The organism is Geodermatophilus sp. URMC 60 (assembly GCF_053502585.1).
The window spans coordinates 2081700-2106318 of the sequence record NZ_CP199958.1 but is presented as its reverse complement, the minus strand read 5'-3'; the positions used below and the strand labels follow the sequence as shown (position 1 = coordinate 2106318).

Here is a 24619-nt window from a genome sequence, read left to right as displayed (position 1 = left end):
CGGGCGGGCTGCAGTGCGCTGCCGCGGGTGCCGACGTCGACCGCGACGACACCGCCCGAGCGAGGGAGCCCCGACCGTGCCGACCGCAGCGCCGCGCGTCCTGGTCGCCGACGACGAGGACGACATCCGGGCACTGGTGGGCCTCGCCGTCCACCGCGCCGGCTGCTCCGTCGCCACCGAGGTCCCCGACGGGACGCAGGCCCTGGCCGCCGCCCGCACCGATCCCCCCGACCTCGCCGTGCTCGACGTCTCCATGCCCGGCGCGACCGGGCTGGAGGTCTGCGCGGCGCTGCGCGCCGACCCGGCCACCGCCGGCGTGCCGGTGCTGCTGCTGTCGGCCGGCGCCTCCTCCGACGACGTCGCCCGCGGCCTGGCTGCCGGCGCCGACGCCTACCTGGCCAAGCCCTTCTCCGTCGCCGCACTCGTCGCCCGGGTGCACGAGCTGACCTGCGGAGCGACCGCGTGACCGTCCTGGGACGCGCGCTGGACGGGGAGGTGGCCCGGTTGCGCGCGGAGAACGCCGCGCTGAGGGCGCAGATGCAGCACCGCGACGACGAGCTCGAGGTCGCCACGCGGATGCTGCAGGCCCGCGCCCGGACGATGACCAGCGTCCTCGACGCGGTCACCGAGCAGTCGATCATCGGCACCGACGTGGACGGCGTGATCCGGGTGTGGAACCCCGGCGCGGAACGGATGCTCGGCCTCCCCCGCGCCGACGTCGTCCGCCGCCGGTCGATCACCGAGTTCCACCTGCCCGAGGAACTCGATGAGGCCGGTGGCGGGCTGGCCGCCCTCGTGCGCAACGCGCAGGAGCAGGGCAGCGACGTCCGGGACTGGACGTACGTCGCCGCGGACGGCGCCGAGCTGACCGTCTCCGTGGCGGTCACCCCGCGCACCGACGACCGCGGTGTGCACGCCGGCTGGAACTTCGTCGGCACCGACATGACCGAGGCCCGGGCGACCGAACGGATGAAGGACCAGTTCGTGAGCCTGATCAGCCACGAGCTGCGCACGCCGCTGACCTCGATCCTCGGCTACCTGGAACTCGTCCTCGACGACCCGTCGCTGGGCGAGGAGCCGCGGGCGCACCTGGGCACGGTGGAGCGCAACGCCCACCGGCTGCTGCGCCTGGTCGGCGACCTGCTGTTCACCGCACAGGTGGACGCGGGCCGGTTCAGCCTGCAGCCCGAGGTCGTCGACCTGGCGACCGTCGTCCGGGCCGCCGAGGAGACCGTCCGGGTGACCGCCGCGGCCACCGGCGTCGAGGTCGTCGTCGACGTGCCCGACGGCGGACCGACGGTGCACGGCGACGCCGTCCGCCTGGGCCAGGCCTGCGACAACCTGGTCTCCAACGCCGTCAAGTTCACCCCGTCCGGCGGCCGGGTCACCCTGGCGCTGCGCTCGGCCTGGAGGACGGCCGACGGCGCGGTGGTCGACGCCCCCGAGGACGACGCGGTGCCCGTGGCCCGGCTGGCGGTCAGCGACACCGGCATCGGGATCCCCGCCGGCGAGCAGGGGCAGCTCTTCTCCCGCTTCTTCCGCGCCTCGACCGCCCGACGGCACGCGGTGCCCGGGGTCGGGCTGGGCCTGGCCATCACGCGGGCCATCGCCGCCGCGCACGACGGCACCCTCGAGGTCGCCAGCGTCGAGGGTCGGGGCACCACCTTCACGCTGACGATCCCTCGCTGAGGCCCGCGGCTCCCTCGCAGGTACGAGAACCCGTCCTCCTCACCGTGGGAGGACCCGGTCCGTCGGTGGGGGGCCTGGCGCGGGCCCGCCACCGGTGGGGGCACGGCGGTCCTCGATCTTGCGGATGCCTTGCGGTCGGCGGGCGGGTGTCCTGCGGTCGGGCGGTCAGGGTCGTTCCTGTCGCCGGATCACCCCGATCCCGGCCCCGAACGCAGGAGTTTCCCGATGAGCACCGACCGCGCCGCCACCACCCGCAAGGTCCTGGGCTCCCTGGCCGTCATCGGCACCGCCGCCGCGGTCGCCGGCCTGGGCACCTTCGGCACCTTCACCGACTCCACCACCCCGATCTCGGCCCAGGTCACCTCCGGCACGGTCTCGATCAACCTCTCCGAGCCGGTCGCCATCCCGGCCACCACCGCCGGCTTCCTGCCCGGGGACTCGCTGACCCGCCCGGTCACCCTCACCAACGACGGCAACAGCCCGCTGTCCTCGGTCAACCTGGGCGTCACCACCACCACCCCCACCGTGCTCACCACCGACAGGACCAACGGCCTGCAGCTGGCGCTCAAGTCCTGCACGGTGCCCTGGACCCAGAACGGCGCGGCCACCACCTGCAGCGGCACCGAGACCCTCGTGCACTCCGGCTCCGCGATCGGCGACCGCCCCGTTCCCGGCGCGGCCAGCCTCACCCCCGGCGGCGTCGACCACCTGGCCGTCACCATCGCGCTGCCCACCACCGCCGGCAACGACTTCCAGGGCAAGACCAGCACCCTGAGCCTCACCTTCTCCGGCGTCCAGCGCGCCGCCACCACCCGCTGACCACCCCCACCACCGACCGGAGACCGCCATGACCGCCGTCCTCCCGCTCCGCGCCCCGGCGGCAGCCCACACGCTGCCGCCGGCGGCCCCGGCCGCCCTGCGCGTCCTGCGCTCCACCGCGGCGTTCGTGGGTCGCTGGTCGGTGCGGCTGCTGGTGGCCGCGGCGGTCGCTGCCTTCGCCGTCCTGGCCGTCGGCCCGCACCTGCTGGGCTACCGCACCATGACCATGCTCACCGCCAGCATGTCCCCGGGTATCGACCCCGGCGACGTCGTCGTCACGACCCCCCTGGCCGTCACCGACGTCACCGCGGGCATGGTCATCAGCTACCACATCCCCATCGACGACCACCGGGTCGTCACGCACCGCGTCACCGCGGTCGAGCACGGCCCCGACGGCAGCGTCACCGTGCAGACCAAGGGCGACGCCAACGACCACGTCGACCCGTGGAGCGCCGTCCTGCAGGGCGACACCGCCTACCAGGTCCGCGCCGTCATCCCCGAGATCGGCCACCTCATCACCGCCCTCCGCACCCCCGCGGTCAACCACGCCCTCGTCTACGGCGCTCCCGCGCTGCTCGCCGGCTGGCTGCTGCTGAGCATCTGGCGGCCGCGCGAGGACGACGCGTCGTGAGCGCCGTCCCGACCGCTCTCGTCGTCGGCGCCGACGCCGCCGGCCGGGCACCGGTCGCCGGCCTCCTGCAGCTGACCGGGTGGGACGTGCGGGAGGCCGCCGGCACCCGTGAGGCGCTCGGCCTGGCCCGCCGCGCGGAGCTGGACCTGGTGGTCGTCGACCTGGACGGCCCGGCCGGCGAGGCACCGGCCCTGCTGCGCCGGCTGCGGCTGGTCGGCAGCCGGGCCCACCTGCTCGCCGTGACCGCCGACGCCGGCGCCCCGGTGCGGGCCGCCGCCCTCGAGGCCGGCGCCCTGGCCTGCCTGCCCAGGCCGGTGGACGCCCACCTGCTGGTGGGCCTGCTCGCCCGCCGGGCGCCGGGCCCCCAGCGAGCCGCCACCGGGGACGTGTCCGGAGCCGACGCCGACGCCGAGCTCATGGACCGGCTGCAGGAGGTCTACGCCGCCGCGCTGCCCGACCGGCTGACCGCCATCGCCGACGGCGCCCGGACCGGGGACGCCCCGGCACTCGCCCGGGCCTCGGCCACGCTCGCCGGCACCAGCGCCCAGCTGGGCCACCCCGAGGTCGCCGCGGTCTGCCGGGCCATCGCGCAGGACGCCCGCCGCGGGGTCCTCGCCCACGAGCTCGTCGTCGAGCTGCGCACCGTCGCGGGCGGCTGAGAGAGGACTCCGGTCCGTCGGTGGGGGGCCTGGCGCGGGCCCGCCACCGGTGGGGGCACGGCGGTCCTCGATCTTGCGGATGCCTTGCGGTCGGCGGGCGGGTGTCCTGCGGTCGGGCGGTCAGGGTCGTTCCTGTCGCCGGATCACCCCGATCCCGGCCCCGAACGCAGGAGTTTCCCGATGAGCACCGACCGCGCCGCCACCACCCGCAAGGTCCTGGGCTCCCTGGCCGTCATCGGCACCGCCGCCGCGGTCGCCGGCCTGGGCACCTTCGGCACCTTCACCGACTCCACCACCCCGATCTCGGCCCAGGTCACCTCCGGCACGGTCTCGATCAACCTCTCCGAGCCGGTCGCCATCCCGGCCACCACCGCCGGCTTCCTGCCCGGGGACTCGCTGACCCGCCCGGTCACCCTCACCAACGACGGCAACAGCCCGCTGTCCTCGGTCAACCTGGGCGTCACCACCACCACCCCCACCGTGCTCACCACCGACAGGACCAACGGCCTGCAGCTGGCGCTCAAGTCCTGCACGGTGCCCTGGACCCAGAACGGCGCGGCCACCACCTGCAGCGGCACCGAGACCCTCGTGCACTCCGGCTCTGCGATCGGCGACCGCCCCGTTCCCGGCGCGGCCAGCCTCACCCCCGGCGGCGTCGACCACCTGGCCGTCACCATCGCGCTGCCCACCACCGCCGGCAACGACTTCCAGGGCAAGACCAGCACCCTGAGCCTCACCTTCTCCGGCGTCCAGCGCGCCGCCACCACCCGCTGACCACCCCCACCACCGACCGGAGACCGCCATGACCGCCGTCCTCCCGCTCCGCGCCCCGGCGGCAGCCCACACGCTGCCGCCGGCGGCCGCTCACCGCGGCCGCTGGGGCACCCGGGCCCTGGTCGTGCTCGCCGTGCTCGCCGTCACCGTCCTCGGCACCGGGACCACCGCCGCGAAGGCCGGCTTCTCCGACTCCGCCGCGCTGCGGTCGGTGAGCGTGGGCACCGGCACGGTCGCGCCGGCCATGAAGGTCCGGGTGGACGCCCGCTGCGAGACGACCGCGACGGAGGTGCGCCGCGTCTACCGCGTCGACTCCCTCGGCAACCGGACCCTCGTCTCCTCCTCCACGCCGGTCACGACCACGTCGACGGCCCGGGGCGACGAGGGGGGCACCACGCAGACGACCACGAACGGCCCGGGACCGGACGAGGTCACGGTCACGACCGTCACCAAGGACACCGAGCTCTACGCGACGGCGCGCTGGGACCTCAGCACGTCGGCCCGCGTGACCGGGTACCGGATGACCGCGCACACCAGCATCGGGGCCGTCCCCATCGGCGACCCCGGTCCGATCGCGACGTCGATGACCCGTCAGTACGACGCCGACGTCCTGCAGTACCGGCCCAGGGTCTCGATCGACACGCTGACCGACTACGGCTGGACGGCCACCTCGGCCACCGTCGTCGTCAGCTGCTGACCGCACCGACGGCCGCGGCCGGGCCCTGCGAGGGGCCGGTGCTCCCTCAGGCGACGAGCCGGTAGCCGACCCCCCGCACGGTGCGGATCGACGGCGAGGACAGGCCTGCGGCCTGCAGCTTGCGGCGGAGGTTGGACATGTGCGCCTCGACCAGGCGGACGCTGCCCTCCCAGTCGGTCTGCCAGACCTCGCGCAGCAGCGTCTCGCGCTGCAGCACCCGGCCGGGGCGCGAGGCGAGCGCGGCGAGCAGGTCGAACTCCGTTCGGGTCAGGTCGACGACCACGCCGTCCACCCGGACCTCGCGGCTGTCCTCGTCGACCTCGAGCTCGGCGAGGCGGAGCACCGACTCCTCGACCGGCGCGGGACGCGGGGCGGGCACGCGCGGACGGCGCAGCATCGCCTGGACCCGCGCGACCAGCTCGCGCGGTGAGAACGGCTTGGCCATGTACCCGTCGGCGCCGACGGCCAGCCCGATGAGCAGGTCGACCTCCTCGGCCCGCGCGGTGAGCATGAGGACGTAGCACTCGCTCTCGGCGCGGATCTGCCGGCACACCTCGGTGCCGTCTGCGTCCGGGAGGCCCAGGTCGAGGACGACGACGTCGGGCGCCGCGCGCCGGACCTCGGCCAGCGCCTCGGCGCCGGACGCGACCGCGCGGACGTCCATCCCCGCCCGGCGCAGGACCGTGCAGACCAGCTCCCTGATCTCCTCGGTGTCCTCGACGACGAGCACGGACTGCTCGGACACGACGTCTCCTCCTCGTGCATGGGCGACCGACGCCGACCGGCAGGCGGGCGTCACCTGACCGGGTGATCGGCGGTGGCCCGAGCCGCCTTGAGCGCGGTGCGCCGGCGTCACCCGGAGGGAGGAGGTGCGGCTGCGGCGCGACGACGCAGCTCGACGGCGGCCGAGCCGATGCCCGCCGCCCCTGCCCGGCGGTGCACGGCGGCGAGGACCAGCCCGCGGGCGCCGGTGAGCCGGGTGACCGTCGCGACGACGTCGTCCTCCGCGCCCGGCGTCATCACCGAGAAGGCCACGACGACCCGGCCGGCGGGTGCCAGCACCCGGTCGACGACGTCCCACGTCGCCTCCTGCCCGGGGTCGGAGAAGGCCCGGACGTCGAAGGCGACGACGACGTCGAACGGGGCGGACCCGAGGTCGGCGTCGGACAGCGCGGCCGCCTGCAGCCGCACCCGGCCGGCCTCGACCGCCGCGCGGTTCCGGCGACCGGCCGCGGCGGCCATCGTCGGCGAGCGGTCGACGGCGAGCACCTCGCCGCCCCGCTCGGCCAGCAGGGCCGCGAGGACACCGTGTCCGCAGCCCACCTCGAGCACCCGCTCCCCCGGCTGCGGCGCGACGACGCCGGCGGCCCAGGTCTGTCGCGCCGACGCGGCCACGGCGCCCACCGTAGGGCTCTCACCCCGACGGGGCGGACCGTGCGGCGCGGGCTCAACCCCGGGCGCCGCGGGGTCGAAGCAACCGGCACCTCACTCCTGAGGGAGCCGCCGGGGCCCGATGCCCCGCCCAGCCGGAGGACCGCGATGATCGGCCTCACCCGCCACACCGGCGAGTACTGCCGCCTGGACCCCGACCACATCGAGCGGGTCGAGGCCGGCGCGGACACCGTGGTGATCACGACCGACGGCAGCTCCTACTGCGTCCGCGAGAGCCTCGACCAGGTCATCGGCCGGATCGTCGAGGACCGCGCCGGCGTGATCGCCGCCTGCTACGTGCTCGACCGCGGTGAGGACGCCGACCCGATGGACCGCCGAGGCTCCGACGTCCCGCCGCAGGCGCACGCACCCGCTCCCGTGGTGCCGATCCGGCTGCCCTGACGACGCCCCCCTCGAAGGGAGGGGCTCATCCCGTCCGGGGTCGACACCGCTCGCGGCGCGGTCGATGTTCCGAGCGGGCACCGCACCAGCGAGGAGACGCCGTTGAAGATCACCGCCCGCGGGCTGCCGGCCACGGACGCGCAGGTGTACAGCGAGGTCGTCCAGCTGCTCGACCGCCGCGCGGCGATGAAGCACCCGCCGTTCAGCCTCACCGTGTCCGACTCGGTGGCGCTGGGCATCGCGCGGCTGTTCCGCAGCACGTCGCTGTCCGGCGACGTGTTGGACCGCTTCGCCGCCGGCGGGAGCGTCGACAGCGACGAACTGGTCGAGGCCGCCCGGTTCGAGCAGGGCTACGCCTCCGCCGAGGGCTACGCCGCGCTGCGCTGCCTGGTGCTGTGGGTGCACCACCGCACGCACCGCAGCGAGCAGCGCCGCGCGCAGGTGGGCTGACCCGCCCGCGTCACCGTTCCCGCAGCAGCGCCTCCTCGCGGCCGGGCAGGCCGGCGGGGTCCCGCCGGGCCCACCAGCCGGCCAGCAGGGAGCCGGAGACGTTGTGCCAGACCGAGAAGACGGCCGCCGGCAGCGCGGCCGCGGGACTGAAGTGCACGGTGGCCAGACCGGCGGCCAGCCCGGAGTTCTGCATGCCGACCTCGATGCTGACGGCGCGCCGCGCCGAGACGTCCATGCCGAACCCCCGGGCGATGCCGTAGCCGAGTGCCAGGCCGATGCCGTTGTGCAGCACGACGGCGAGGACGACGACGAAGCCGACCGACGTGATGGTGTCCGCGCTGCCGGCCACGACGACGACCACGACCGCGGCGATGCCGACCACCGAGACCAGCGGCAGGGCCGGGAGCACGCGCGCGACCAGCCGGGGGACGACGAGCCGCAGGACCAGGCCGAGGACCACCGGCACCAGCACGATCTGCACGATGGAGGTGAACAGGCCCCCGGCGTCGACCGGCAGGTACTCCCCCGCGAGCCACAGGACGAGCAGCGGCGTGAACAGGGGCGCCAGCAGGGTCGACACCGACGTCATCGCCACGGAGAGGGCCGTGTCCCCCTTCGCCAGGTAGACCATCACGTTGGACGCCGTCCCGCCCGGGGCGGCCCCGACCAGGATCACCCCGGCGGCGACCGCCGGGGGCAGGTCCAGCACCTGGGTCAGCAGCCAGGCCACGCCCGGCATGACGACGTACTGCGCGGCGACGCCGAGCAGCAGGGCCCACGGCCGCCGCGCCACGACGGCGAAGTCCGACCCGCGCAGGGTCATGCCCATCCCCAGCATGATCACCATGAGCAGGTACGGCACCAGCCCGGCGCCCCCGGCGAAGGTGTCCGGCGTCGCCAGCGCGATGCCGCCGGCGACGACGACGATCAGGGCGAACCAACGCCCGACGAACGCACTGAGTGCCGCGATGCCGTCCACGGGACTCCACTCTCACAGCAGGCCGCCGAGCGGACAACGGCAGCCTCGGTACTGGTGGCGCCACCACCACCCGGCCGTCGGCTCCGTCGCGGCGAGCTGATCAAAGTGGACCGAGACGCCCACGTCGGCGCGAGGGGTGCTCGCCGTCCATCCGGCACGCACGTTCGTCGTGGTGACCGACGCCCAGCCGCTCACCGGCGCGCCCCCGGAGCGGGCCACCCGTCCGCCGCCCAGCCACACCAGGTCATGCACTCCCACCCGCATCGAGCTCGGCCCTGCCGCCTCCGGGACGACTCGGGCCGCCCTCCCGAACGGGAGAGCGGCCCGAGTCGGCTGCATGGCCCCGGGGACCGGCAGCGACCGCAGATCAGGTGCCTCCGCGACCGAACCGCTTCAGGCTGTCGAGGGCGATGGCGATGATGATCACGAGGCCCTTGATGATCAGCTGGTAGAAGAACGGCACGTTCATGAGGACCAGGCCGTTGGACAGCACGCCGATGATGACGGCGCCGACCAACGTGCCGAGGATGCGCCCGCGGCCGCCGGCCAGAGCCGTCCCTCCGAGGACGACGGCGGCGATGGCGTCCAACTCGTACCCGGTGCCCGCGGTGGGTTGGGCGGAGAGCACCCGGGCGGAGAAGATCACCCCGGCCACGCCGGCGGTCGCGCCCCCCAGCATGTAGACGGTCAGCAGGATGCGCTTGACGTTGATGCCGGCCAGTCGGGCGGCCTCCATGTTCCCGCCCACGGCGTACACGTGGCGGCCGAACCTGGTGCGCTCCAGCAGAAACCAGATGACGGCGTAGACGACCACCATGATGACGACCGGCTGCGGGATGCCGGCGACGCTGCCGTTGCCCAGTCCCCGGTAACCCAGCTCGCTGGCCACCAGGGGTTGGCCGTTGAGCATCGAGTACGCCAGTCCTCGAAGGGCCGTCAGGGACCCGAGGGTCACGATGAACGCAGGAAGGGCCAGCCACGCCACCAAGGCCCCGTTGACCATGCCCGCCAAGGCGCCGATCGCCACCCCACCGAGCACGGCCAGCGGCGTCGGGGTGCCGCTGCTCCACAGCAGCACCCCGCCGACCCCCGAGACCGCGACGATGGAACCGACGGAGAGGTCGATCCCCCCGGTCAGGATGATCAACGTCAGTCCGGCGGCGAGGATCGCGTTGATGGACACCGCGCGGGCGACGTTGAGCGCGTTGTCCACGGTCAGGAAGTTCGGCGCCAGGACGGCCATCAGCACGATGAGCAGCAGGAGCACGAGGGCGATGCCCACGCGATCCCACCAGTAGCCGAACGCGGCTCCCCTGCCGGGAGGCTTGGCGCCGACAGCGACGTCGGCGGTGGCAGTGGCGCTCATGCTGTCGTCCCCGCTGCGTGGACCGACGGGGTGCCCTCTGCGTAGACACCTGTCGCGTGTTCCATGACGGACTCCTCGGTGGCGGTCCCCGCGTCGAGCTCGGCCACCAGCTGGCCGCGCCGCATGACCAGGAGGCGGTCGCTGATGCCCAGCGCCTCGGGGAGGTCCGAGGAGATGACCAGCACTGCCGCGCCCGTTCCGGCGATGTCGTTGATGATCCGGTAGATCTCGCTCTTGGCGCCGATGTCGACCCCCCGTGTGGGCTCGTCCAGGATCAGGACCTTGGGCTTCTGCAGCAGCAGCCGGCCGAGCACCAGCTTCTGCTGGTTCCCGCCCGACAGGGCCCGTGACTCCAGGCCCAGCGCGTTCGCGCGGACCTTCAGCTGCTCCATGACACCGCGGACGGCCTTGGTCAGGGCGCCACCCCGGATCACGCCGGCGCTGCTGAACCCACCCAGCGTGGACATGCTGATGTTGTCCTTGACCGTCAGGTCCAGGAACAGCGCCTGGTCCTTGCGGCTCTCGGGCAGCAGGCCCACTCCGGCCTGGAGCCCATCGATCGGGTTCGCCACCTGCAGCGCCTCGCCGTCGAGCGTGACCGTGCCCCCGGTCCTGCGATCGGCGCCGTAGATCAGCCGGGCCACCTCGGTGCGGCCGGCCCCGATCAGGCCGACCATCCCGACGACCTCGCCGGCTCGCACGTCGAAGGAGACGGGACCTATCCCGCCGGGTCCCGTCAGGTCGCGCACGGCCAGCCGCACGTCGCCGGCACGGCGGTCGGTGTGCACGTACAGGTCGTTGATCTCCCGACCGACCATCATCCGGACGATGTCACCAGGGGTCACCTTGTCCGGCCCCGCGCCCCGCATGTCCCGGGTCCCGATGAGGTGGCCGTCGCGGAAGACGGTGACGCGGTCGGCGAGCTCCCACACCTCCTCCATGCGATGGCTGATGTAGATCAGGCCCATCCCTCGGGCGCGCATGGCGCGGATGAGTGCGAACAACTGGTCGGACTCCGTACGGGACAGCGCCGCCGTCGGTTCGTCCAGCACGAGGACCTTGGCGTCCTCGGCCACGGCCCGGGCGATCTCGACCATCTGCTGCATGCCGACGCTGAGCCGCCCGATCGGGCGCCTGGGGTCGATGTCGGCGCCGACCCGGGCCAGCTTCTCCCGTGCCTGCTCGTTCATCGCCGCGCGGTCGAGCACCCCGAACTTCAGTGGCTCGTGCCCGATGGCCAGGTTCTCGGCCACGGTCATCTCGGGGATGGTGTTGAGCTCTTGGTGGATGATCGCCACGCCTGCGGCGATGGCATCGCGGGGCGACGTCATGGTGACGGGAGCCCCGTTGATCATGATCCGGCCTGCGTCCGGGTGGTAGATCCCCGAGATGATCTTCATCAACGTCGACTTGCCGGCGCCGTTCTCACCCATGAGGGCGTGGACCTCGCCCGGTCGTACGTCGAAGCTGACGTCCGAGAGGGCGAGGGTCGCACCGAACCGCTTGCTGATGCCGCGGACCTCGAGCAGCGGGTCCGCCGGGCTCGTCTCGCTCACCAGTACCTCCTCCTGCCGGTCGGTACGGCGACTCACCAGCCCTCGTAGGACCCCACGGTGTCGCGGGTGACCAGCTCCGGCGCCAGCAGCGTGATCCGCTCGGCCGGCGGGTTGCCGGCCACGAGCCCGCGCCCGACCTCCAGCGCCTCCAGCACCATGCCGCCCGGGTCCTGCGCCGGGGTGGCGTAGAAGTTCGAGTTCGGGTCCTGCAGCGCCTTGACGGCCTCCGGAGAACCGTCGACGCCGGTGATCACGATCCCGCTGCGGCCCGCCTGCTGCACCGCGAGATCGGCGCCGAGCGCCTCCGGGTCGTTGATCGCGAAGATGCCTCGCACGTCCTGGTTGGCCGTCAGCATGTCCGTGGCCAGCTGCAGGCCGCTGTCGCGATCGTTCTTGCCGGCCTGACGACCCACGACCTGGACCCCGGGGTTGGCGGCGAGGACCTCCTCGCACCCCTTCACGCGGTCCTGGGGGGCCGAGGTGGGAGTGCCCTCGATGATGAGGATGTTGCCGCTGCCGCCGATCTCGTCGACGAGGGCCTGGCAGGACTGCCGGCCGGCCTCCACGTTGTCCGTGGTCACGGCGGCGTCCGCGCCCTGGGCGTCCACGTCCACGGCGACGACGGGGATGCCGGCCGCCTGAGCGCGCGCGACGGCCGAGGCGATGCCGGCGCTGTCCACCGCGTTGAGCAGGATCAGGTCGGCACCCTGCTGGATGAGCGCGTCGACCTGGTCGTTCTGCTGGCCGAGGTCCTGACGCCCGTCCTGCACGTTCACCTGGAAGCCGTCCTGCTCTGCAGCCTGCTGCATGCTGTCCTGCATCACGGCGAAGAAGGGGTTCGAGATGTCCTGGAGCATCAGGCCCACCATCTCGATCTCGCCCCCGCCGCCGCCCCCGCCGGCCGCAGGGGCGTCTCCGCTGGTGCAGCTGGTCAGCGCCAGCGCACCCGTCATGATGAGAGCTGCGGGCATCACCCGTGGCCGCGAGGTGGACAGCATCGTCTTCCTCCGTTGCGAACGTCGACTCAGTCGTGAACTCGGACGCCCGGCGTCGGAGTCCCCATGCGGCGATCAGGGTAGGGGCGGCAGGCAGCTGACGACACCGGAACCCCGCGACCGGAGTCATCCGGCTGCCACGGCCTCCGGCGAGCACGTCGCGCCGGCCCGCGTGGTCGCGTCCGTCCCCGACCCGCCGGAGCTCGAACACCCGCCCCGCTCGCATCGGGGTGGACGTCCTCCCTGCTGACGGGATCGGAGACCCTGCTGACGGGATCGGAGACCGTCCGCCCGACACCTGGACCGAGGGAGTCCCATGGCCTTCACCCCGATCGTCCTCGCGGCCAACCAGCCCCCGGACCGCTTCTATGCCGGGGGCGAGCAGATCGCCGCCTTCCGCGAACTGCCCTGGCACGGCGGCAACATCCCCGAGGACTGGGTGGGGGCCACCACGACGCTCTTCGGCGAGCCCTCGCTGGGCCTGTCCGTGCTGCCCGACGGACGGTTCCTGCGGGACGCGATCGCCGACGACCCGTCGGCGTGGCTGGGGCCCCGGCACACCGCTCGGTTCGGCGCCGACACCAAGCTGCTGACGAAGCTGCTCGATGCCGGTCAGCGACTCCCCGTGCACATCCACCCCGACGCGACGTTCGCCGCCGATCACCTGCACCGCGCACACGGCAAGACCGAGGCCTGGGTGGTGCTCCGAGGGGGCACCATGCACCTGGGCTTCAAGGACCGCCTGTCGCCGGACGACCTCAGGCGACTCGTGCACGAGCAGGACGTCGGGAACCTGTTGGCGGCCATGCACCAGTTCGAGGTCTCCACCGGTGACGCCGTCCTGGTCCCGGCCGGGATGCCGCATGCGATCGGCGCCGGCAACTTCCTGGTGGAGGTCCAGGAGCCCGAGGACCTGTCGATACTCCTGGAGTGGCGAGGCTTCGCCATCGACGGTGAGCGTGACGGGCACCTGGGCCTCGGCTTCGACCTGGCACTGGGGGCGACCGACCTCACCGACTACTCCGCCCAGCAGATCGAGGACCTGGTGTCGCGCCGGGTGGGCACCGGTCCCGTCCTGCCGGAGCGGGCGGCGGACTTCTTCCGGGTCGACCGAGTCGCGGCCGGCGCCGTCCTCGACGCCGGCTTCGCCGTACTCGTGATCACCCGCGGCCAGGGGGACCTGCGCCAGGCGGACGAAGGCCGTGACCTGCCGGTCCGCGCCGGGCACACGGTGCTCGTCCCGTACCAGGCCGGTTCCCTGGTGATCGACGGCGACCTCGAAGCGCTGTGGTGCCGGCCGCCGCAGGCACGGCCAGCGCACACCGGATGACACGGGGAGTCGCGTCAACGACCCAGCTGCTCACCGCGTTCAGAGCACCGGCGCTGCGATGGCCACGTGCGCGGGCGGCGTGTCGACCAGGGCCGACCCCGCGGCAACCACGACAGTGGCGTGCTTCCAGGGTTGCTCTTCGAGCATGAGCGGGTGTTCTTCGCGCGCCCAGTCCTCGATGAGCTGGAGCTGAGCCGGCGAGTCACCATCCCGAGCGAGGAGCCGGCGTTCCGCTTCGCGGCGATCGACCTGCATCCACACCGACGCGTCCAGCAGCGGCGCCAGCTCCCGGCGAAGCACACCGGACCCCTCGACCCACACCACGTCCAGTCCAGCGGGCACGGCTATCGATCCGGGGCGGTCCCTCTCGGCCCAGGCGGGCGGGCGGTAGTCGACGGACGCTCCTGCACGCAGCGGCTCCAGCAGGTGATCGGCCAACATCCCGGCCCAGCCGAAGAACGACTGGTGCCAGGCCAGGTCATCCGTGTGCACGACGGCCGATCGCGGAACACGGGCCAGGAGTTGCTCAGCGAGTCTCGTCTTCCCGGCTCCACCGCGGCCGTCGATCGCGATGATGCGGGGCCGGCCTCCGGGCGAACCAGCCGCTGATATGAGCTGCTCGGCCAGAGCGCTCAGCGGCACGACCCGCCACGGGCCCGCTGGAGGCTCGCCCTGCTCCAGTGCCATGGACTCCGTCGTCACGTGGTCAGCTTCCCCGCCTGTGTCGATCCTGCCCAACCTCGGAGATGCCTGCGCGCGCCAGTTCGCCCACGACCCGTCGCCCCCACGGTCGACGGACGGGGCGAGCGGGTCCACCGCTCCACGTGCTCGCCCCCTGTTCGGTGTCCACCCGGGTAGAGCGTGATGATCGACGCCCACCGCTTCCTGAGCCTGGCTCCGCGTCGAGCAGCGCCACAGTGCGCGGCGTCCCCGCCGAGTCACCCGTGTCGTCGACGTGGGTTGCGGGTCCTCGTGCGGTGCCGGCGCTGTAGGACCGGTGATCCGCCCGTGATGGTGCCGTGACGTTCCGCCGAGAGAGTTCGCCCCGGGCGGTCACACCGCCCTCTCTGCCGGGTGACGGACGGCGATCACGCGGTCCGCCTCGACATCTGCATCCCTCACCACGCACAGGAGGCGTCATGCCACTCCCCTTCGACGGCCAGGAGTTCCGCTTCACGAACCCGGACGGCACGGAGTTCACCGTCCGCGGCTGGGGCAACCAGTTCCAGGCCGTCTTCGAGACGCTCGACGGCTACACCGTGGTCGAGGACCCCCAGAGCGGCTACTACCACTACGCCGTCCTGTCCGAGGACGGGAGCGAGTTGCTCCCGTCCGGCACCCGCGTGGGAGAAGGGGACCCACAGACGGCGGGGCTGCCCCAGCACCTGCGCGAACCTGGCACGACCGGTCGCAGGCGGGCCGAGGCGGCTCTCGACGAGGAGCCGCAGCGGCGGTGGGAGGTGCGCCGGGCCCAGCGGCGGGAACGCAGGCAGTCCCAGGACACGTCCGAGGCCGAATCGGACGCCGAGGCGGCCGCGCCCGTCGGTGACTACGTCGGCCTGTGCATCCTCGTGCAGTTCCGGGACGTCCCCGGCACCATCACCCGCCAGCAGGTGACCGACTTCTGCAACCAGCCCGGCTACACCGGCTTCGGGAACAACGGATCGGTCCACGACTACTTCCGGCAGGTGTCGGATGGGAGGCTCCGCTACACCAACCAGGTCACCGCCTACTACACCACCGCTCGAAATCGCAGCTACTACACCGACCGGACGGTGCCGTTCGGCGTCCGTGCGCGGGAACTCATCGTCGAGGCGCTGACCGCCCTGAAGTCCGGCGGCTACGACTTCTCCAAGCTCACGAGCGACAGCTCGGGCTTCATCTACGCGCTCAACATCTTCTACGCGGGCCCGAGGGTGAACAACTGGGGCGAGGGACTGTGGCCGCACCAGTCGTCCCTGAGCAGCCCGTACCAGGTCGCTCCCGGCAAGAAGTTCAGCGACTACCAGATCACCGACATGGGCTCCCAGCTGACGCTGCGGACCTTCTGCCACGAGAACGGGCACATGGTCTGCGACTTCCCGGACCTCTACGACTACGGCGGGGAGAGCCACGGGGTCGGCCACTACAGCCTCATGTGCTACGGCGGATCCGACACCAACCCGGTGCAGGTGGACGCCTACCTGAAGAACGAGGCGGCCTGGACCAGCAAGCTCACGAAGCTCACCCCAGGATCCATGGTCACCGTCGCGGCCGGCACCAACCACTTCCTCATCCACAGTCGCAACGCGACCGAGTACTTCATCCTCGAGAACCGGCAGCAGTCGGGCCGCGACGCTCATCTGCCGGACGCCGGACTAGCCATCTGGCACGTGGACGAGAACGGAAAGAACAGCAACGAGCAGATGACACCGGCAAAGCACTACGAGCTCTCGCTCGAGCAGGCGGATGGCCGCTTCGACCTGGAGCGCGGAGTCAACGCCGGGGACAGCGGAGACCTCCACGGCGGACCGACCGCCCCGACCTTCGGCAGCGGGACGACACCCAGCAGCAGGTGGTGGGACGGGACAGCCTCGGGTCTGGAGATCGAGGCGATCTCCGCCCCCGCCGCGAGCATGACCGTGCGGACGAAGGGCGCCGTGCTGCCGAGGCAGGCGGTCTCCGACGTGGCTGACACCGTGGGGACGTGAGCGGTCGTCGGCGCGGACCCGGGTGCAGCGGGTCCGCGCCGACCACCGCTGGGGAACATCGCCGCACGGAAGGTCCGGGCACGGACGCTGGAGAGCTACCGGAGCACGATCCGGCTGCACCTGCGTCCCCCTCAGCGCTACGAAAGCCCGACAGGTGATCGCGGCCGCTCAGACCCACCGCAACTCCGCCCGACGGACCGTCGCGCTGGCCGTGGGACTGCGGCAGTCGGAGGCCCTCGGCCTGCGATGGGCGGACGTCGACCCGGAGAAGGGCGCGCTGAGCGTTCGTCTCGGCCTGCACCGCGTCGGCGGGCAGGGCCTCGTCTACGAGGAGCCGAAGGCGGACCGCAGCCGCCGGACCGTGGCCCTGCCCGCCCCACTCGTCGAGGCGCTCCGGGCTCACCGGGCAGCCCGACTCGAGGAGCGCATCGCCGCCGGCCCGTTGTGGCAGGACCACGACTCGGTCTTCGCCCAGCCCAACGGTCGGCCGATCGAGCACAGATGCAGACGACGACGGACACCTGCAGCCACGTGTGATGCCGCCCTCGGCCGCGACGCGGCAGACCGCATGGGAAGCGCGCTCTGGACCGACCTGGCACCGCATCCGCGCCAGTGGCCACCACGCCGGCACCAGAGACGACTCAGGCCGCCCCCCGGAACGGGGGACGGCCTGGTCATCGGGGTGGAGCTGAGGGGACTTGAACCCCTGACCCCCACACTGCCAGGCCGTCGTGATCGCGTTCGCAGACATCCGCCGACGTTCGCAACGACGCCCTCAGCAGCAGATTCACAGGGGTCCGGGACGGCAGCGGACGGAGGTGAACAGCCGTGGATCCCTGGCAACTGCAACCAGAACTGCAACCACCACGAGCTGGTCCGTCAGCGCGGACGGGGTCGGGCCGGCGGGGTGCTGGCCCGACCCCGCTGGATCACCGTCGGTTCGTGCTCGGGACGAGCAGCACCTTCCCGGCATCACCAGTGAGCAGTTCGACCGCGGCCTCGGCCTCGTCGAGGGACAGGCGGTGGGTGATCAGCCAGTCGAGGTCGATGCGACCCGACTGCAGCAGGACCAGCAACTGCTCCCAGGTGTCCCAGAGCCGGCGGCCGAAGATGCCGCGCAGGGTGATGCCCTTCTTGTTCACGAACGCCGCGATGTCGATCGCGGCCGGCTCGCTCGGGTGTCCGACCGTCACCAGCGTGGCCTCCCGCCGCAGCGCCTCCAGCAGCGGCGGCAGCACTCCGCGCACGCCGGAGACCTCGAACGCGACATCGAAGCCGCCGCGCCGGCCGGCCAGGTCGCGGCACACGCCGACGACGTCGTCCGACGGGTCGAGCACCCGGGCGCCGATCGACTCCGCCTGCTTCCGGCGGAACGGGTTGGGTTCCACGGCGACGACGGCCGCGGCTCCCAGGGCGAGGGCGATCTGTGCGATGACCAGACCCACGGGCCCGCAGCCGTTGACCAGGACGTACTGCCCGGCCACGGCGTAGCCGGACCTCTGGACGGCGTGCATGGCCACCCCGGCCGACTCCAGCAGGGCGCCGGTCTCGAGCGACACCGACTCGGGCAGCGGCACGCAGATGCCCGCGGGGACGGCGACGCGTTCGGCGAAGACGCCGTCGATGTGCATGCCGAGGATGCCGGTCCGCTCGCAGGTGTGCGCGCTGCCGGTCCGGCACGGGTAGCACCGGCCACAGATGAGGTGGCTCTCCAGCGCGACCCGGTCGCCGGGGGTGACGTTCTCGACGCCCGCGCCCACGGCGAGCACCGTCCCGGAGCCCTCGTGGCCGAGGACCACCGGCGGGGTGAGGTCGAACGCCTGTGCCGAGGGCGTCCACTCGTAGAGCTCGCGGTCGGTGCCGCACAGCGAGGCGGCGGCCACCTCGAGCAGCACCTGCCCGGCGCCGGCCACGGGCTCGGCCCAGTCCTCGCGGACCTGGATGCCGCGCTCGGCTGCGTGCTTGACGACGGCCTTCATGGTGTCCTCCTGATCGATCGGTGGGGTGTCCCGCGCGGCTCAGACGAGGCCGGCGAAGCGGCGGAACAGGTCGGGGGGTCCGACCTGACCGCCCTTGAGCAGCACGCGGCAGCCGGCGACGGCCGCCGCGTCATCGGTGGTGCAGATGGGTCCGGCGGTGACGAACTGCTCGCTGACCCGCAGCTCGCCGACCCCCATGGCCAGCAGGGCGTGGCTGGAGGTGTCGCCGCCGCAGACGACGACATCCCGGGTCAGTCCCCGGCGGGCCAGGTCGCCGGCGAGCCGGCCGATGGTCCCGCCCACCTCGGCGGCGGTGACCGAGCCGGCGCTCAGCCGGGGGTCGTCGGGACCCTGCGTGGTGTGGGCGACGACGTCCCGGCCGGCCCGGAGTGCCGCCTCGACGGCGGCCGACCACGGCTTTCCGGTGACGTCGCCGGCGAAGTCCCCGGCCGGGATCGGGACGTCGACCCAGCCGTGCCGGACGGCGTCGGCGATCTGGCCGGCGGTCGTGGTGGACGCGGACGCCGACACGACGAGCGTCGGGCCACGGGAGGCGGTGGGAGCCGGTGGTCTACGGGGGGCGCCGCCACGGAGGCGGGCCAGCGCGGCCATGATGCCCCCGGAACCGACGACGAGCGCCGGTTCGGCGGGACGAGCGTCCCGGAGCAGGACCTTGGCGACGGTGTCCATCTGCGCCTCGTCGACGGCGTCCACGACGAAGGCCTCGGTGCCGGCCGCCTCACGCAGTTGCGCCCACCGGTCGTCGAAGGTTCCGTCGGCGTGGGCCGGCAGCTGCAGGCCGGGGACGGGACGCCGGCTCGCGAGCTGTTCGGCCAGAACCAGCCGCAGGTCGGCCTCGCGCATCGGCGTGGACGGGTGGCGGGCCATCACGGGGTGCCGGTCGAGCCGGTACACCTCGCCCGCGTAGGCGCCGAAGTGCTGGCTGAAGGCGGTGTAGCGACCGAAGCCGGGCTGCGCGGGGACGACGGGCACCGGTCCGTGTCCGGGGAACCGCTCGTGCAGGAGCTCGATCCCCCGCCCGATGCTGCCGACGGTAGGCGAGGAGTCGAACGTGGAGCAGACCTTGTAGAGCAGCACGGACAGATCCAGGGACGCCAGCGGGGCGAGGCCGGACCGCACCGCCTCGTCGAGCGCGTCGCCGGCCAGCGAGCGGGCCGGTCCGGCGATGCCCACGACGTCGGCGTCGTCCGGCGTCGACCGTCCGGGGTCGAGGACCAGCATGGCGTCGAGCCCGTGGGCGTGCGCCTGCGCGAGGACGTCGCTGGCGCCCGTCAGGTCGTCGGCGAGAAACCCGATGTCGGCCATCAGGCACCTGCCGGGAAGGTCTGCAGCGCGTGTGCGAGGGCGGAGTCGCCACGAGCCGCGTGCGCCGCGGCCGCGTCCGCCAACGGGTTCCCGCTCACCGCCGCGGTCCACGCCTGGCGGAGGCTGCGGACACCGGCGGCCGGCCCGTCCGGGTGGCCGGCGATCCCGCCGCCGGCCAGCATGAGCACATCGGTCGACCCCACCGCCGCGAACGTCGGACCCGGCGTGTGCACGTTCTGCCCGGACGACAGCGTCGGGAGCGGGGCGATCGTGGTCCCCAGCGGCGCCTGCAGGCTGCGGATGTTCGCCGCGACCTGCTCGTCCCGCTCGTAGAACTTGCTGCCCAGCCCGCTGGCGTGGACGTGGTCGGCACCGGCCAGGCGGGCCAGCTGCTGCCAGACCGTGAAGTCCACCCCCAGGGCGGGGGAGCGCATCGAGGCGGCCAGTCCGGCCCGGTGGCCATGGATGGGCACCTGGGCGAAGCCGCGCAGCCACGCGAGCGCCGGCAGGCCCATGACCGGGACGTTGAGCATCACGCAGTTCCCGCCCGCCTCGACCACCAGGTCGTGACGGCGCTGGAGGCCGGCGAGGTCCCCGGTGATGTTGAAGGCGTACATCGTCCGGTGCCCGGTGACCTGCTCGGCGTCCCCGATCTCCTCCAGCGCGACGCGGACGCGGGTCTCCAGGGGGAGGTACGCCGGATCGGTCATCAGCTCGTCGTCCTTGATGAGGTCGATCGAGGCGCGGGCCAGCTCGCGCACCACGCCGCGGAACTCGTCCTCCAGCAGGCCGACGTTCGGCTTGACGATCGTGCCGATCAGCACGCCGTCCGGCACGCCCATGCGCTTGCGGGTGCCCGCCACGCCGAAGGCGGGGCCGGGGTGGGCCGCGACGAACTCGTCGGGCAGCTCGATCGACTGCAGCCGGCAGGCGTACAGCTCGACGAGCTCGAAGAGGTTGCCGGCGACCGCGGTGAGCAGGGTCGCGATGTCGGTACCGATGTTCACCATCGGGAACTCGACGACGACCTCGGCCGCGGTCACCCGCTCCGGCCGGCGCCTCGACGGCAGGGAGGGCGCGCACTCGCCGAGCTCGCGGATCTCCACGACCTCGGCCGCATGGCGCTCGCGGATCCGGTCGGATTCTCCGGGGACGGCGATGAAGGTCCCGCTCGACTGCTCGCCGGCGAGAGCGGCCGCGGCGCGTGCGACGTCGACGGCCTCGATGTAGTAGGTGCAGCGGATACGGCGGGGGTCACGCATGTCGGGGTCCTCCGATCGGTGCGGGCGGGATGGCGCGGTCACGCGTGGTGGGGTTTCGGTGGGACCACGGGCAGGGGGACGGGCTCGAGAGCTCCCGCCCGCTTCATGACCCAGGCCGCGACGGTGGGGGCCAGCAGGGCCGTGACGAGGACGGCCGTGGCGGCCTGGGCGGACGCGGAGGCGACGAAGGGCGCGAAGTTGGGGTCCGCGGCGGCGACGGCGGCAGGAACGGCCACCGCGTTGCCGGCCGTGGTGCCGGCCGCGAAGCCGATGCCGCTCTCGCGGCCCCGGCGGAGCAGGAACCGGTAGCCGAGGTAGGTGAGCCCGCCGGTGAGGACGACGACGCCGACACCCAGGACGGCACCGGCGGCACCCCCGGTGAGGACGGTCCGCAGGTCGATGCCGGTGCCCACCGCGAAGGACATGAACGGGATGACGACGTTCGGCACGGCGTCCAGGACCTTGGTCCACTCGCGGTCCACCGCGCCGATGAACAGCCCGATGAGGAAGGGCACCAGCGCGGCGACCAGCGCCAGGAGGGGGATGTCGGCCAGGCCCGAGGCGCCCAGGAACACGAGCGCGAGGAAGGGGCCGTCGTCGAAGGCGCTGGCGACGTAGGCGCCGCGGTCCCGCTCGTCCCCGTACTCGCCGGCGAAGGCGAGCCACATGGCGCCGTTGCTGTTCCCGAAGATGGCGATCAGCCCGAGGATCGAGACGCCGACGATCCCGTCGACGCCGACCGTGAGTCCGAGGACCACGCACAGCGTGATGGGGATGAGGGTCTTGGCGAGGAGGACGACCAGCGTCGTCCCCGCGGCGCCCTTGCCGTTGTGCGTGCCGGTGATCGACGCCCCGGTGGCCAGGACCAGCAAGGCGATGAGGGCGAGGGCGCCCTCCTTGAACAGGGCGGTGGTGAAGCTCCCGATCCCGAGTGCGTCCGGCGCGAAGGTGTTCATGAGAACGCCGAGCGTCAGCGGGATGAGCATCAGGCCGCCCGGGACCCGGCGCATCGCCTCGAACATGGGGAACTTGGACGGGCTCGTCCGCAGGACATCGCTCACGGTGACCTCCATCGACCGGACAATGTGTCCGTACAATTTGTCCGTACGAAAGTAAGGTGACGTGCGCCACGTCGTCAACCCCCTGCGCCAGACAAGGCACGATGCTGGGACGGGTGGCAGCCGCTGCGTCGCCGCGGCGCTCAGCGGGAGAGGAGTGCGGGATGTCCGTCGAGGGGTCCATGGCGTCCGAGGCCACGGACGACGTTCCGCCGCCGCTGGAGCTCGGCCGCGCCGCCGGTGTGCCCCTGTACGCGCAGATCCGCGATGCGCTCCGGCAGCAGATCGACAGCCACTCCCTGCCGCCCGGAGCACCGCTGCCGACCGAGGAGGCGCTGCAGGCGCGCTACGGCGTCTCGCGGAGTGTGGTCCGGCAGGCGCTGGGCGACCTCGCCGACCTCGGACTGATCGTCCGTCAGCGCGGCCGCGGCAGCGTCGTGGCACCACGTCTCGAGCACCGGCGGCGCGCGGACCAGGCCGGCGGCCTCCGCCAGCAGATCGAGGCCGGTGGCCACCACCTCCGCACCGAGATCGTCGGGCTGGCGCTCGACCAGGCGCCGTCCACTGCCGCCGCCGCGCTCGGGGTGACCGACACCTGGCGGTTGGAGCGGATCCGGCGGGTGGAGGACGAGCCGCTGGTGTTCATGCGCACGTGGTTGCCGAGGGAGCTCTTCCCGCACCTGTCGGCCGAGGACCTCGACGGCGGCTCCCTGCACGACTGGATGCGGGCGCGGGGTGTCGCGCCGCAGGGCGGCCCGCGCCAGTTGCAGGCGGTGCCCGCCGACGAGGCCGTGGCTGCCCACCTGGACCTGCGTGTCGGCGTGCCGGTCCTGCTGCTGCAGGGGGTGACCCGGGACCAGTACGGGCGCGGGCTCGAGTGGTTCACCGCCTGGCACCGGCCGGACACGGTGTTCGACGTGGACGCGCACGTCGGGCCCCGTCCGCCCGGGGCGGGCGGGGGCGAGGAGCTCGGACGGGTACGCGAACTGGTGCAGGAGCTGGCGCTGCTGCTCGGTACGCAGTCCCCGCGGGCTTGAGCGGACGGCGGGGGGACGGGGACGTGACGGACCACCCGGAGCTGCGCGGGCAGGTGGTCGCGCTGGGCGCGTCGCTGTTCACCCGCGGCTTGACCGCCGGTCGTACCGGGAACCTGAGCGTGCGCGTACCCAGGGGCTTCCTGGTGACCCCGACCGGGGCGAGCCTCGGGCAGCTGTCGACCGACCAGCTCAGCCTCGTCGACCTGCGGGGCTGCCACCTCGACGGGCCACGGCCCTCCAAGGAGGCGTTCCTGCACGCAGCCGTCTACCGGGCCCGGCCGCAGGACTCCGCGGTGGTGCACACGCACAGCACCCACGCGGCCGCCGTGTCCTGCCTGGCCGACCTGGACCCGCACGACGTGCTGCCGCCCCTGACGGCCTACTACGTCATGCGGGTGGGACGGCTGCCGCTGTTGCCGTACCACGCTCCGGGCGACCGCTCGCTCGAGGAGCTGGCGGAACGGACGGCCCGCGCGTCGCACGCCATGCTGCTGGCCAACCACGGGCCGGTCGTCTCTGCTGCCGATCTCGCGTCGGCCGCCGATGCAGTCGAGGAACTCGAAGAGACCGCCCGCATCCACCTGCTGCTGCACGGGCGGCGGACGCGGCCGCTGACGCCCGAGCAGGTCGCGGCGCTCCGGCGGACCTGAGGCAGCGGGTCAGCGCCCGTCCCCGCACTCCTGCTGGCCGTGGAGCGGAACGGCCTCGCGGACGCCGGACTGACGACAGCCGACGATCTGCTCGCCCCGTGTGGCAGTCCCGAAACCGGCGCCCGCCTGTGGTCGGGCGGCACTGCCAGAGCGGCTGGTGGGGGTCCGCGGACGTCCGCCGTTGTTCATTGCTGCAGGTCAGCGCCGGGTGTGGCTGTCAGGGAATCCCTGCGGGCGACCGTGAACGGCACGGTGCGGCCACCACCGTGGCACCACGCAAAGGCGCTCGACCAGGCCCCTGGCGCGAACAGGGGTGGGAACGCCGTCTTCACCGAGGGACGTTCTCCGGTGCACAGTCGACCTGAGTCCCGCCTCCGCGATGTGCCCCGGTGGCTCAAGCCGGCCGTCCACGGAGAGGCTGCGTCGTGGACCCGCGCCAACTGACACGACCGAGGAGACGCCATGAACCACCTGCGCCGACTGCAGGCCGAGCAGCCCGTCATCTTCTGGGTACTGGTAGCGCTGGGCCTCTTCCTCGGCTTCCAGCTCGTGCTCTCTGTCGTGGGCCTGCTGCTCGGACCGCTCGGGCTGCCGTCGTGGGTGCCCATCGTGGTCGTCGTGGGCGGCCTCGCCCTCCTCGCCCGGGGCCAGCAGAGGTCCCGGTGAGCACGCCTGCGCCTTTCCGCTCCTGACCCGGGGCTCCCTCACGACCTGCCGAGTCCGGGCCTGGAAGCCCCCCGCACCACTCCTCGGGCGCCGCGACGGACCCGGACCGACACGGACCAGCGGGGACTCGTCAAGTTCGGCCCGCCGTCGCCCGATGCCGCGTGGGTCCACAG

25 protein-coding genes are annotated in these 24619 nt (G+C 73.1%); 14 read left to right on the top strand and 11 right to left on the bottom strand.

What is annotated here, in order from left to right:
• Positions 1-76 precede the first annotated feature (76 nt).
• The 7 genes from ACWIX3_RS10125 to ACWIX3_RS10095 all read left to right on the top strand — a co-directional run bounded on the left by ACWIX3_RS10125 (position 77) and on the right by ACWIX3_RS10095 (position 5269).
• Positions 77-466: a response regulator transcription factor gene (locus tag ACWIX3_RS10125; RefSeq protein ID WP_448611943.1), complete on the top strand. Its 390-nt coding sequence runs from the start codon at positions 77-79 to the stop codon at positions 464-466.
• Positions 463-1689: a sensor histidine kinase gene (locus ACWIX3_RS10120; protein WP_448611942.1), complete on the top strand. Its 1227-nt coding sequence runs from the start codon at positions 463-465 to the stop codon at positions 1687-1689. The genes ACWIX3_RS10125 and ACWIX3_RS10120 overlap by 4 nt, the downstream gene beginning before the upstream one ends.
• Before the next feature lie 225 nt (positions 1690-1914).
• Positions 1915-2508, top strand: coding sequence for a TasA family protein (locus tag ACWIX3_RS10115; protein ID WP_448611939.1), 594 nt, complete (start codon positions 1915-1917; stop codon positions 2506-2508).
• 28 nt (positions 2509-2536) lie between these two features.
• Complete coding sequence (locus ACWIX3_RS10110) at positions 2537-3139, top strand: signal peptidase I (protein WP_448611941.1); 603 nt, start codon at positions 2537-2539, stop codon at positions 3137-3139.
• Positions 3136-3798 (top strand): response regulator, encoded by a 663-nt coding sequence (locus ACWIX3_RS10105; RefSeq protein ID WP_448611940.1) that lies wholly within the window; start codon positions 3136-3138, stop codon positions 3796-3798. The genes ACWIX3_RS10110 and ACWIX3_RS10105 overlap by 4 nt, the downstream gene beginning before the upstream one ends.
• A 180-nt stretch (positions 3799-3978) precedes the next feature.
• On the top strand, positions 3979-4572 hold the full coding sequence (locus tag ACWIX3_RS10100; RefSeq protein WP_448611939.1) for a TasA family protein: 594 nt from the start codon (positions 3979-3981) through the stop codon (positions 4570-4572).
• Between the two features lie 28 nt (positions 4573-4600).
• Positions 4601-5269 (top strand): hypothetical protein, encoded by a 669-nt coding sequence (locus ACWIX3_RS10095; RefSeq protein ID WP_448611938.1) that lies wholly within the window; start codon positions 4601-4603, stop codon positions 5267-5269.
• 46 nt (positions 5270-5315) lie between these two features.
• Here ACWIX3_RS10095 and ACWIX3_RS10090 read toward each other — a convergent pair whose 3' ends face one another.
• Together ACWIX3_RS10090 and ACWIX3_RS10085 are read right to left on the bottom strand one after the other, a co-directional pair.
• Complete coding sequence (locus tag ACWIX3_RS10090; RefSeq protein WP_448611937.1) at positions 5316-6014, bottom strand: response regulator; 699 nt, start codon at positions 6012-6014, stop codon at positions 5316-5318.
• Positions 6015-6121: 107 nt separating this feature from the next.
• On the bottom strand, positions 6122-6664 hold the full coding sequence (locus tag ACWIX3_RS10085) for a class I SAM-dependent methyltransferase (RefSeq protein ID WP_448611936.1): 543 nt from the start codon (positions 6662-6664) through the stop codon (positions 6122-6124).
• Between the two features lie 144 nt (positions 6665-6808).
• Here ACWIX3_RS10085 and ACWIX3_RS10080 point away from each other — a divergent pair, with 144 nt between their 5' ends.
• Together ACWIX3_RS10080 and ACWIX3_RS10075 are read left to right on the top strand one after the other, a co-directional pair.
• Complete coding sequence (locus ACWIX3_RS10080; RefSeq protein ID WP_448611935.1) at positions 6809-7102, top strand: flagellar FlbD family protein; 294 nt, start codon at positions 6809-6811, stop codon at positions 7100-7102.
• Between the two features lie 102 nt (positions 7103-7204).
• The gene (locus ACWIX3_RS10075) at positions 7205-7552 is read left to right on the top strand and encodes a hypothetical protein (protein WP_448611934.1); all 348 of its coding nucleotides are present in this window, start codon (positions 7205-7207) and stop codon (positions 7550-7552) included.
• Between the two features lie 10 nt (positions 7553-7562).
• Here the strand turns inward: ACWIX3_RS10075 and ACWIX3_RS10070 are convergent, their stop codons facing one another.
• From ACWIX3_RS10070 to ACWIX3_RS10055, 4 genes are all read right to left on the bottom strand, one after another.
• Entirely contained in the window at positions 7563-8531 is a 969-nt protein-coding gene (locus ACWIX3_RS10070; RefSeq protein ID WP_448611933.1) for a bile acid:sodium symporter family protein, read from the bottom strand.
• A 367-nt stretch (positions 8532-8898) separates the two neighbouring features.
• Positions 8899-9897 (bottom strand): ABC transporter permease subunit, encoded by a 999-nt coding sequence (locus ACWIX3_RS10065; RefSeq protein ID WP_448611932.1) that lies wholly within the window; start codon positions 9895-9897, stop codon positions 8899-8901.
• On the bottom strand, positions 9894-11453 hold the full coding sequence (locus tag ACWIX3_RS10060) for a sugar ABC transporter ATP-binding protein (protein ID WP_448611931.1): 1560 nt from the start codon (positions 11451-11453) through the stop codon (positions 9894-9896). The genes ACWIX3_RS10065 and ACWIX3_RS10060 overlap by 4 nt, the downstream gene beginning before the upstream one ends.
• 32 nt (positions 11454-11485) lie before the next feature.
• Entirely contained in the window at positions 11486-12451 is a 966-nt protein-coding gene (locus tag ACWIX3_RS10055; protein WP_448611930.1) for an ABC transporter substrate-binding protein, read from the bottom strand.
• A gap of 313 nt (positions 12452-12764) precedes the next feature.
• Between ACWIX3_RS10055 and ACWIX3_RS10050 the strand changes: the two genes are divergently transcribed.
• Positions 12765-13778, top strand: a complete 1014-nt coding sequence (locus ACWIX3_RS10050) for a class I mannose-6-phosphate isomerase (protein ID WP_448611929.1) — start codon at positions 12765-12767, stop codon at positions 13776-13778.
• Positions 13779-13817: 39 nt separating this feature from the next.
• On the opposite strand, the gene ACWIX3_RS10045 is transcribed toward ACWIX3_RS10050, so the two are convergent.
• A complete protein-coding gene (locus ACWIX3_RS10045) occupies positions 13818-14465 on the bottom strand; it encodes a uridine kinase family protein (protein WP_448611928.1) in 648 nt (215 codons plus the stop codon).
• Between the two features lie 452 nt (positions 14466-14917).
• Here ACWIX3_RS10045 and ACWIX3_RS10040 point away from each other — a divergent pair, with 452 nt between their 5' ends.
• Positions 14918-16468, top strand: coding sequence for a M6 family metalloprotease domain-containing protein (locus tag ACWIX3_RS10040; protein WP_448611927.1), 1551 nt, complete (start codon positions 14918-14920; stop codon positions 16466-16468).
• Positions 16469-17397: 929 nt separating this feature from the next.
• Here ACWIX3_RS10040 and ACWIX3_RS10035 read toward each other — a convergent pair.
• Genes ACWIX3_RS10035 through ACWIX3_RS10020 form a run of 4 tightly spaced genes read right to left on the bottom strand, consistent with a single transcriptional unit; the run spans position 17398 to position 22096 of the window.
• Positions 17398-18447, bottom strand: coding sequence for an alcohol dehydrogenase catalytic domain-containing protein (locus tag ACWIX3_RS10035; RefSeq protein ID WP_448611926.1), 1050 nt, complete (start codon positions 18445-18447; stop codon positions 17398-17400).
• A gap of 39 nt (positions 18448-18486) precedes the next feature.
• A complete protein-coding gene (locus ACWIX3_RS10030) occupies positions 18487-19773 on the bottom strand; it encodes a four-carbon acid sugar kinase family protein (protein WP_448611925.1) in 1287 nt (428 codons plus the stop codon).
• Positions 19773-21035, bottom strand: coding sequence for a RuBisCO large subunit C-terminal-like domain-containing protein (locus tag ACWIX3_RS10025; RefSeq protein ID WP_448611924.1), 1263 nt, complete (start codon positions 21033-21035; stop codon positions 19773-19775). Before ACWIX3_RS10025 ends, ACWIX3_RS10030 begins: the two co-directional genes overlap by 1 nt.
• A 38-nt stretch (positions 21036-21073) precedes the next feature.
• Entirely contained in the window at positions 21074-22096 is a 1023-nt protein-coding gene (locus ACWIX3_RS10020; RefSeq protein ID WP_448611923.1) for a 2-keto-3-deoxygluconate permease, read from the bottom strand.
• Between the two features lie 161 nt (positions 22097-22257).
• Here ACWIX3_RS10020 and ACWIX3_RS10015 point away from each other — a divergent pair, with 161 nt between their 5' ends.
• From ACWIX3_RS10015 to ACWIX3_RS10005, 3 genes are all read left to right on the top strand, one after another.
• A complete protein-coding gene (locus ACWIX3_RS10015) occupies positions 22258-23130 on the top strand; it encodes a GntR family transcriptional regulator (RefSeq protein WP_448611922.1) in 873 nt (290 codons plus the stop codon).
• A gap of 23 nt (positions 23131-23153) precedes the next feature.
• On the top strand, positions 23154-23780 hold the full coding sequence (gene otnC / locus ACWIX3_RS10010; RefSeq protein ID WP_448611921.1) for a 3-oxo-tetronate 4-phosphate decarboxylase: 627 nt from the start codon (positions 23154-23156) through the stop codon (positions 23778-23780).
• A gap of 462 nt (positions 23781-24242) precedes the next feature.
• Positions 24243-24446, top strand: a complete 204-nt coding sequence (locus tag ACWIX3_RS10005; RefSeq protein WP_448611920.1) for a hypothetical protein — start codon at positions 24243-24245, stop codon at positions 24444-24446.
• The last annotated feature ends 173 nt before the right edge of the window (positions 24447-24619 follow it).

Excerpts from the sequence above, each read along its gene's own strand:
- ACWIX3_RS10005 (WP_448611920.1), top strand. The coding sequence starts at position 24,243 with ATGAACCACCTGCGCCGACTGCAGGCCGAGCAGCCCGTCATCTTCTGG.
- ACWIX3_RS10045 (WP_448611928.1), bottom strand. The coding sequence starts at position 14,465 with ATGGCACTGGAGCAGGGCGAGCCTCCAGCGGGCCCGTGGCGGGTCGTG.
- ACWIX3_RS10040 (WP_448611927.1), top strand. The coding sequence starts at position 14,918 with ATGCCACTCCCCTTCGACGGCCAGGAGTTCCGCTTCACGAACCCGGAC.
- ACWIX3_RS10110 (WP_448611941.1), top strand. The coding sequence starts at position 2,537 with ATGACCGCCGTCCTCCCGCTCCGCGCCCCGGCGGCAGCCCACACGCTG.
- ACWIX3_RS10035 (WP_448611926.1), bottom strand. The coding sequence starts at position 18,447 with ATGAAGGCCGTCGTCAAGCACGCAGCCGAGCGCGGCATCCAGGTCCGC.
- ACWIX3_RS10055 (WP_448611930.1), bottom strand. The coding sequence starts at position 12,451 with ATGCTGTCCACCTCGCGGCCACGGGTGATGCCCGCAGCTCTCATCATG.
- ACWIX3_RS10080 (WP_448611935.1), top strand. The coding sequence starts at position 6,809 with ATGATCGGCCTCACCCGCCACACCGGCGAGTACTGCCGCCTGGACCCC.
- ACWIX3_RS10015 (WP_448611922.1), top strand. The coding sequence starts at position 22,258 with ATGTCCGTCGAGGGGTCCATGGCGTCCGAGGCCACGGACGACGTTCCG.
- ACWIX3_RS10025 (WP_448611924.1), bottom strand. The coding sequence starts at position 21,035 with ATGCGTGACCCCCGCCGTATCCGCTGCACCTACTACATCGAGGCCGTC.
- ACWIX3_RS10030 (WP_448611925.1), bottom strand. The coding sequence starts at position 19,773 with ATGGCCGACATCGGGTTTCTCGCCGACGACCTGACGGGCGCCAGCGAC.
- ACWIX3_RS10050 (WP_448611929.1), top strand. The coding sequence starts at position 12,765 with ATGGCCTTCACCCCGATCGTCCTCGCGGCCAACCAGCCCCCGGACCGC.
- ACWIX3_RS10115 (WP_448611939.1), top strand. The coding sequence starts at position 1,915 with ATGAGCACCGACCGCGCCGCCACCACCCGCAAGGTCCTGGGCTCCCTG.
- ACWIX3_RS10095 (WP_448611938.1), top strand. The coding sequence starts at position 4,601 with ATGACCGCCGTCCTCCCGCTCCGCGCCCCGGCGGCAGCCCACACGCTG.
- ACWIX3_RS10065 (WP_448611932.1), bottom strand. The coding sequence starts at position 9,897 with ATGAGCGCCACTGCCACCGCCGACGTCGCTGTCGGCGCCAAGCCTCCC.
- ACWIX3_RS10100 (WP_448611939.1), top strand. The coding sequence starts at position 3,979 with ATGAGCACCGACCGCGCCGCCACCACCCGCAAGGTCCTGGGCTCCCTG.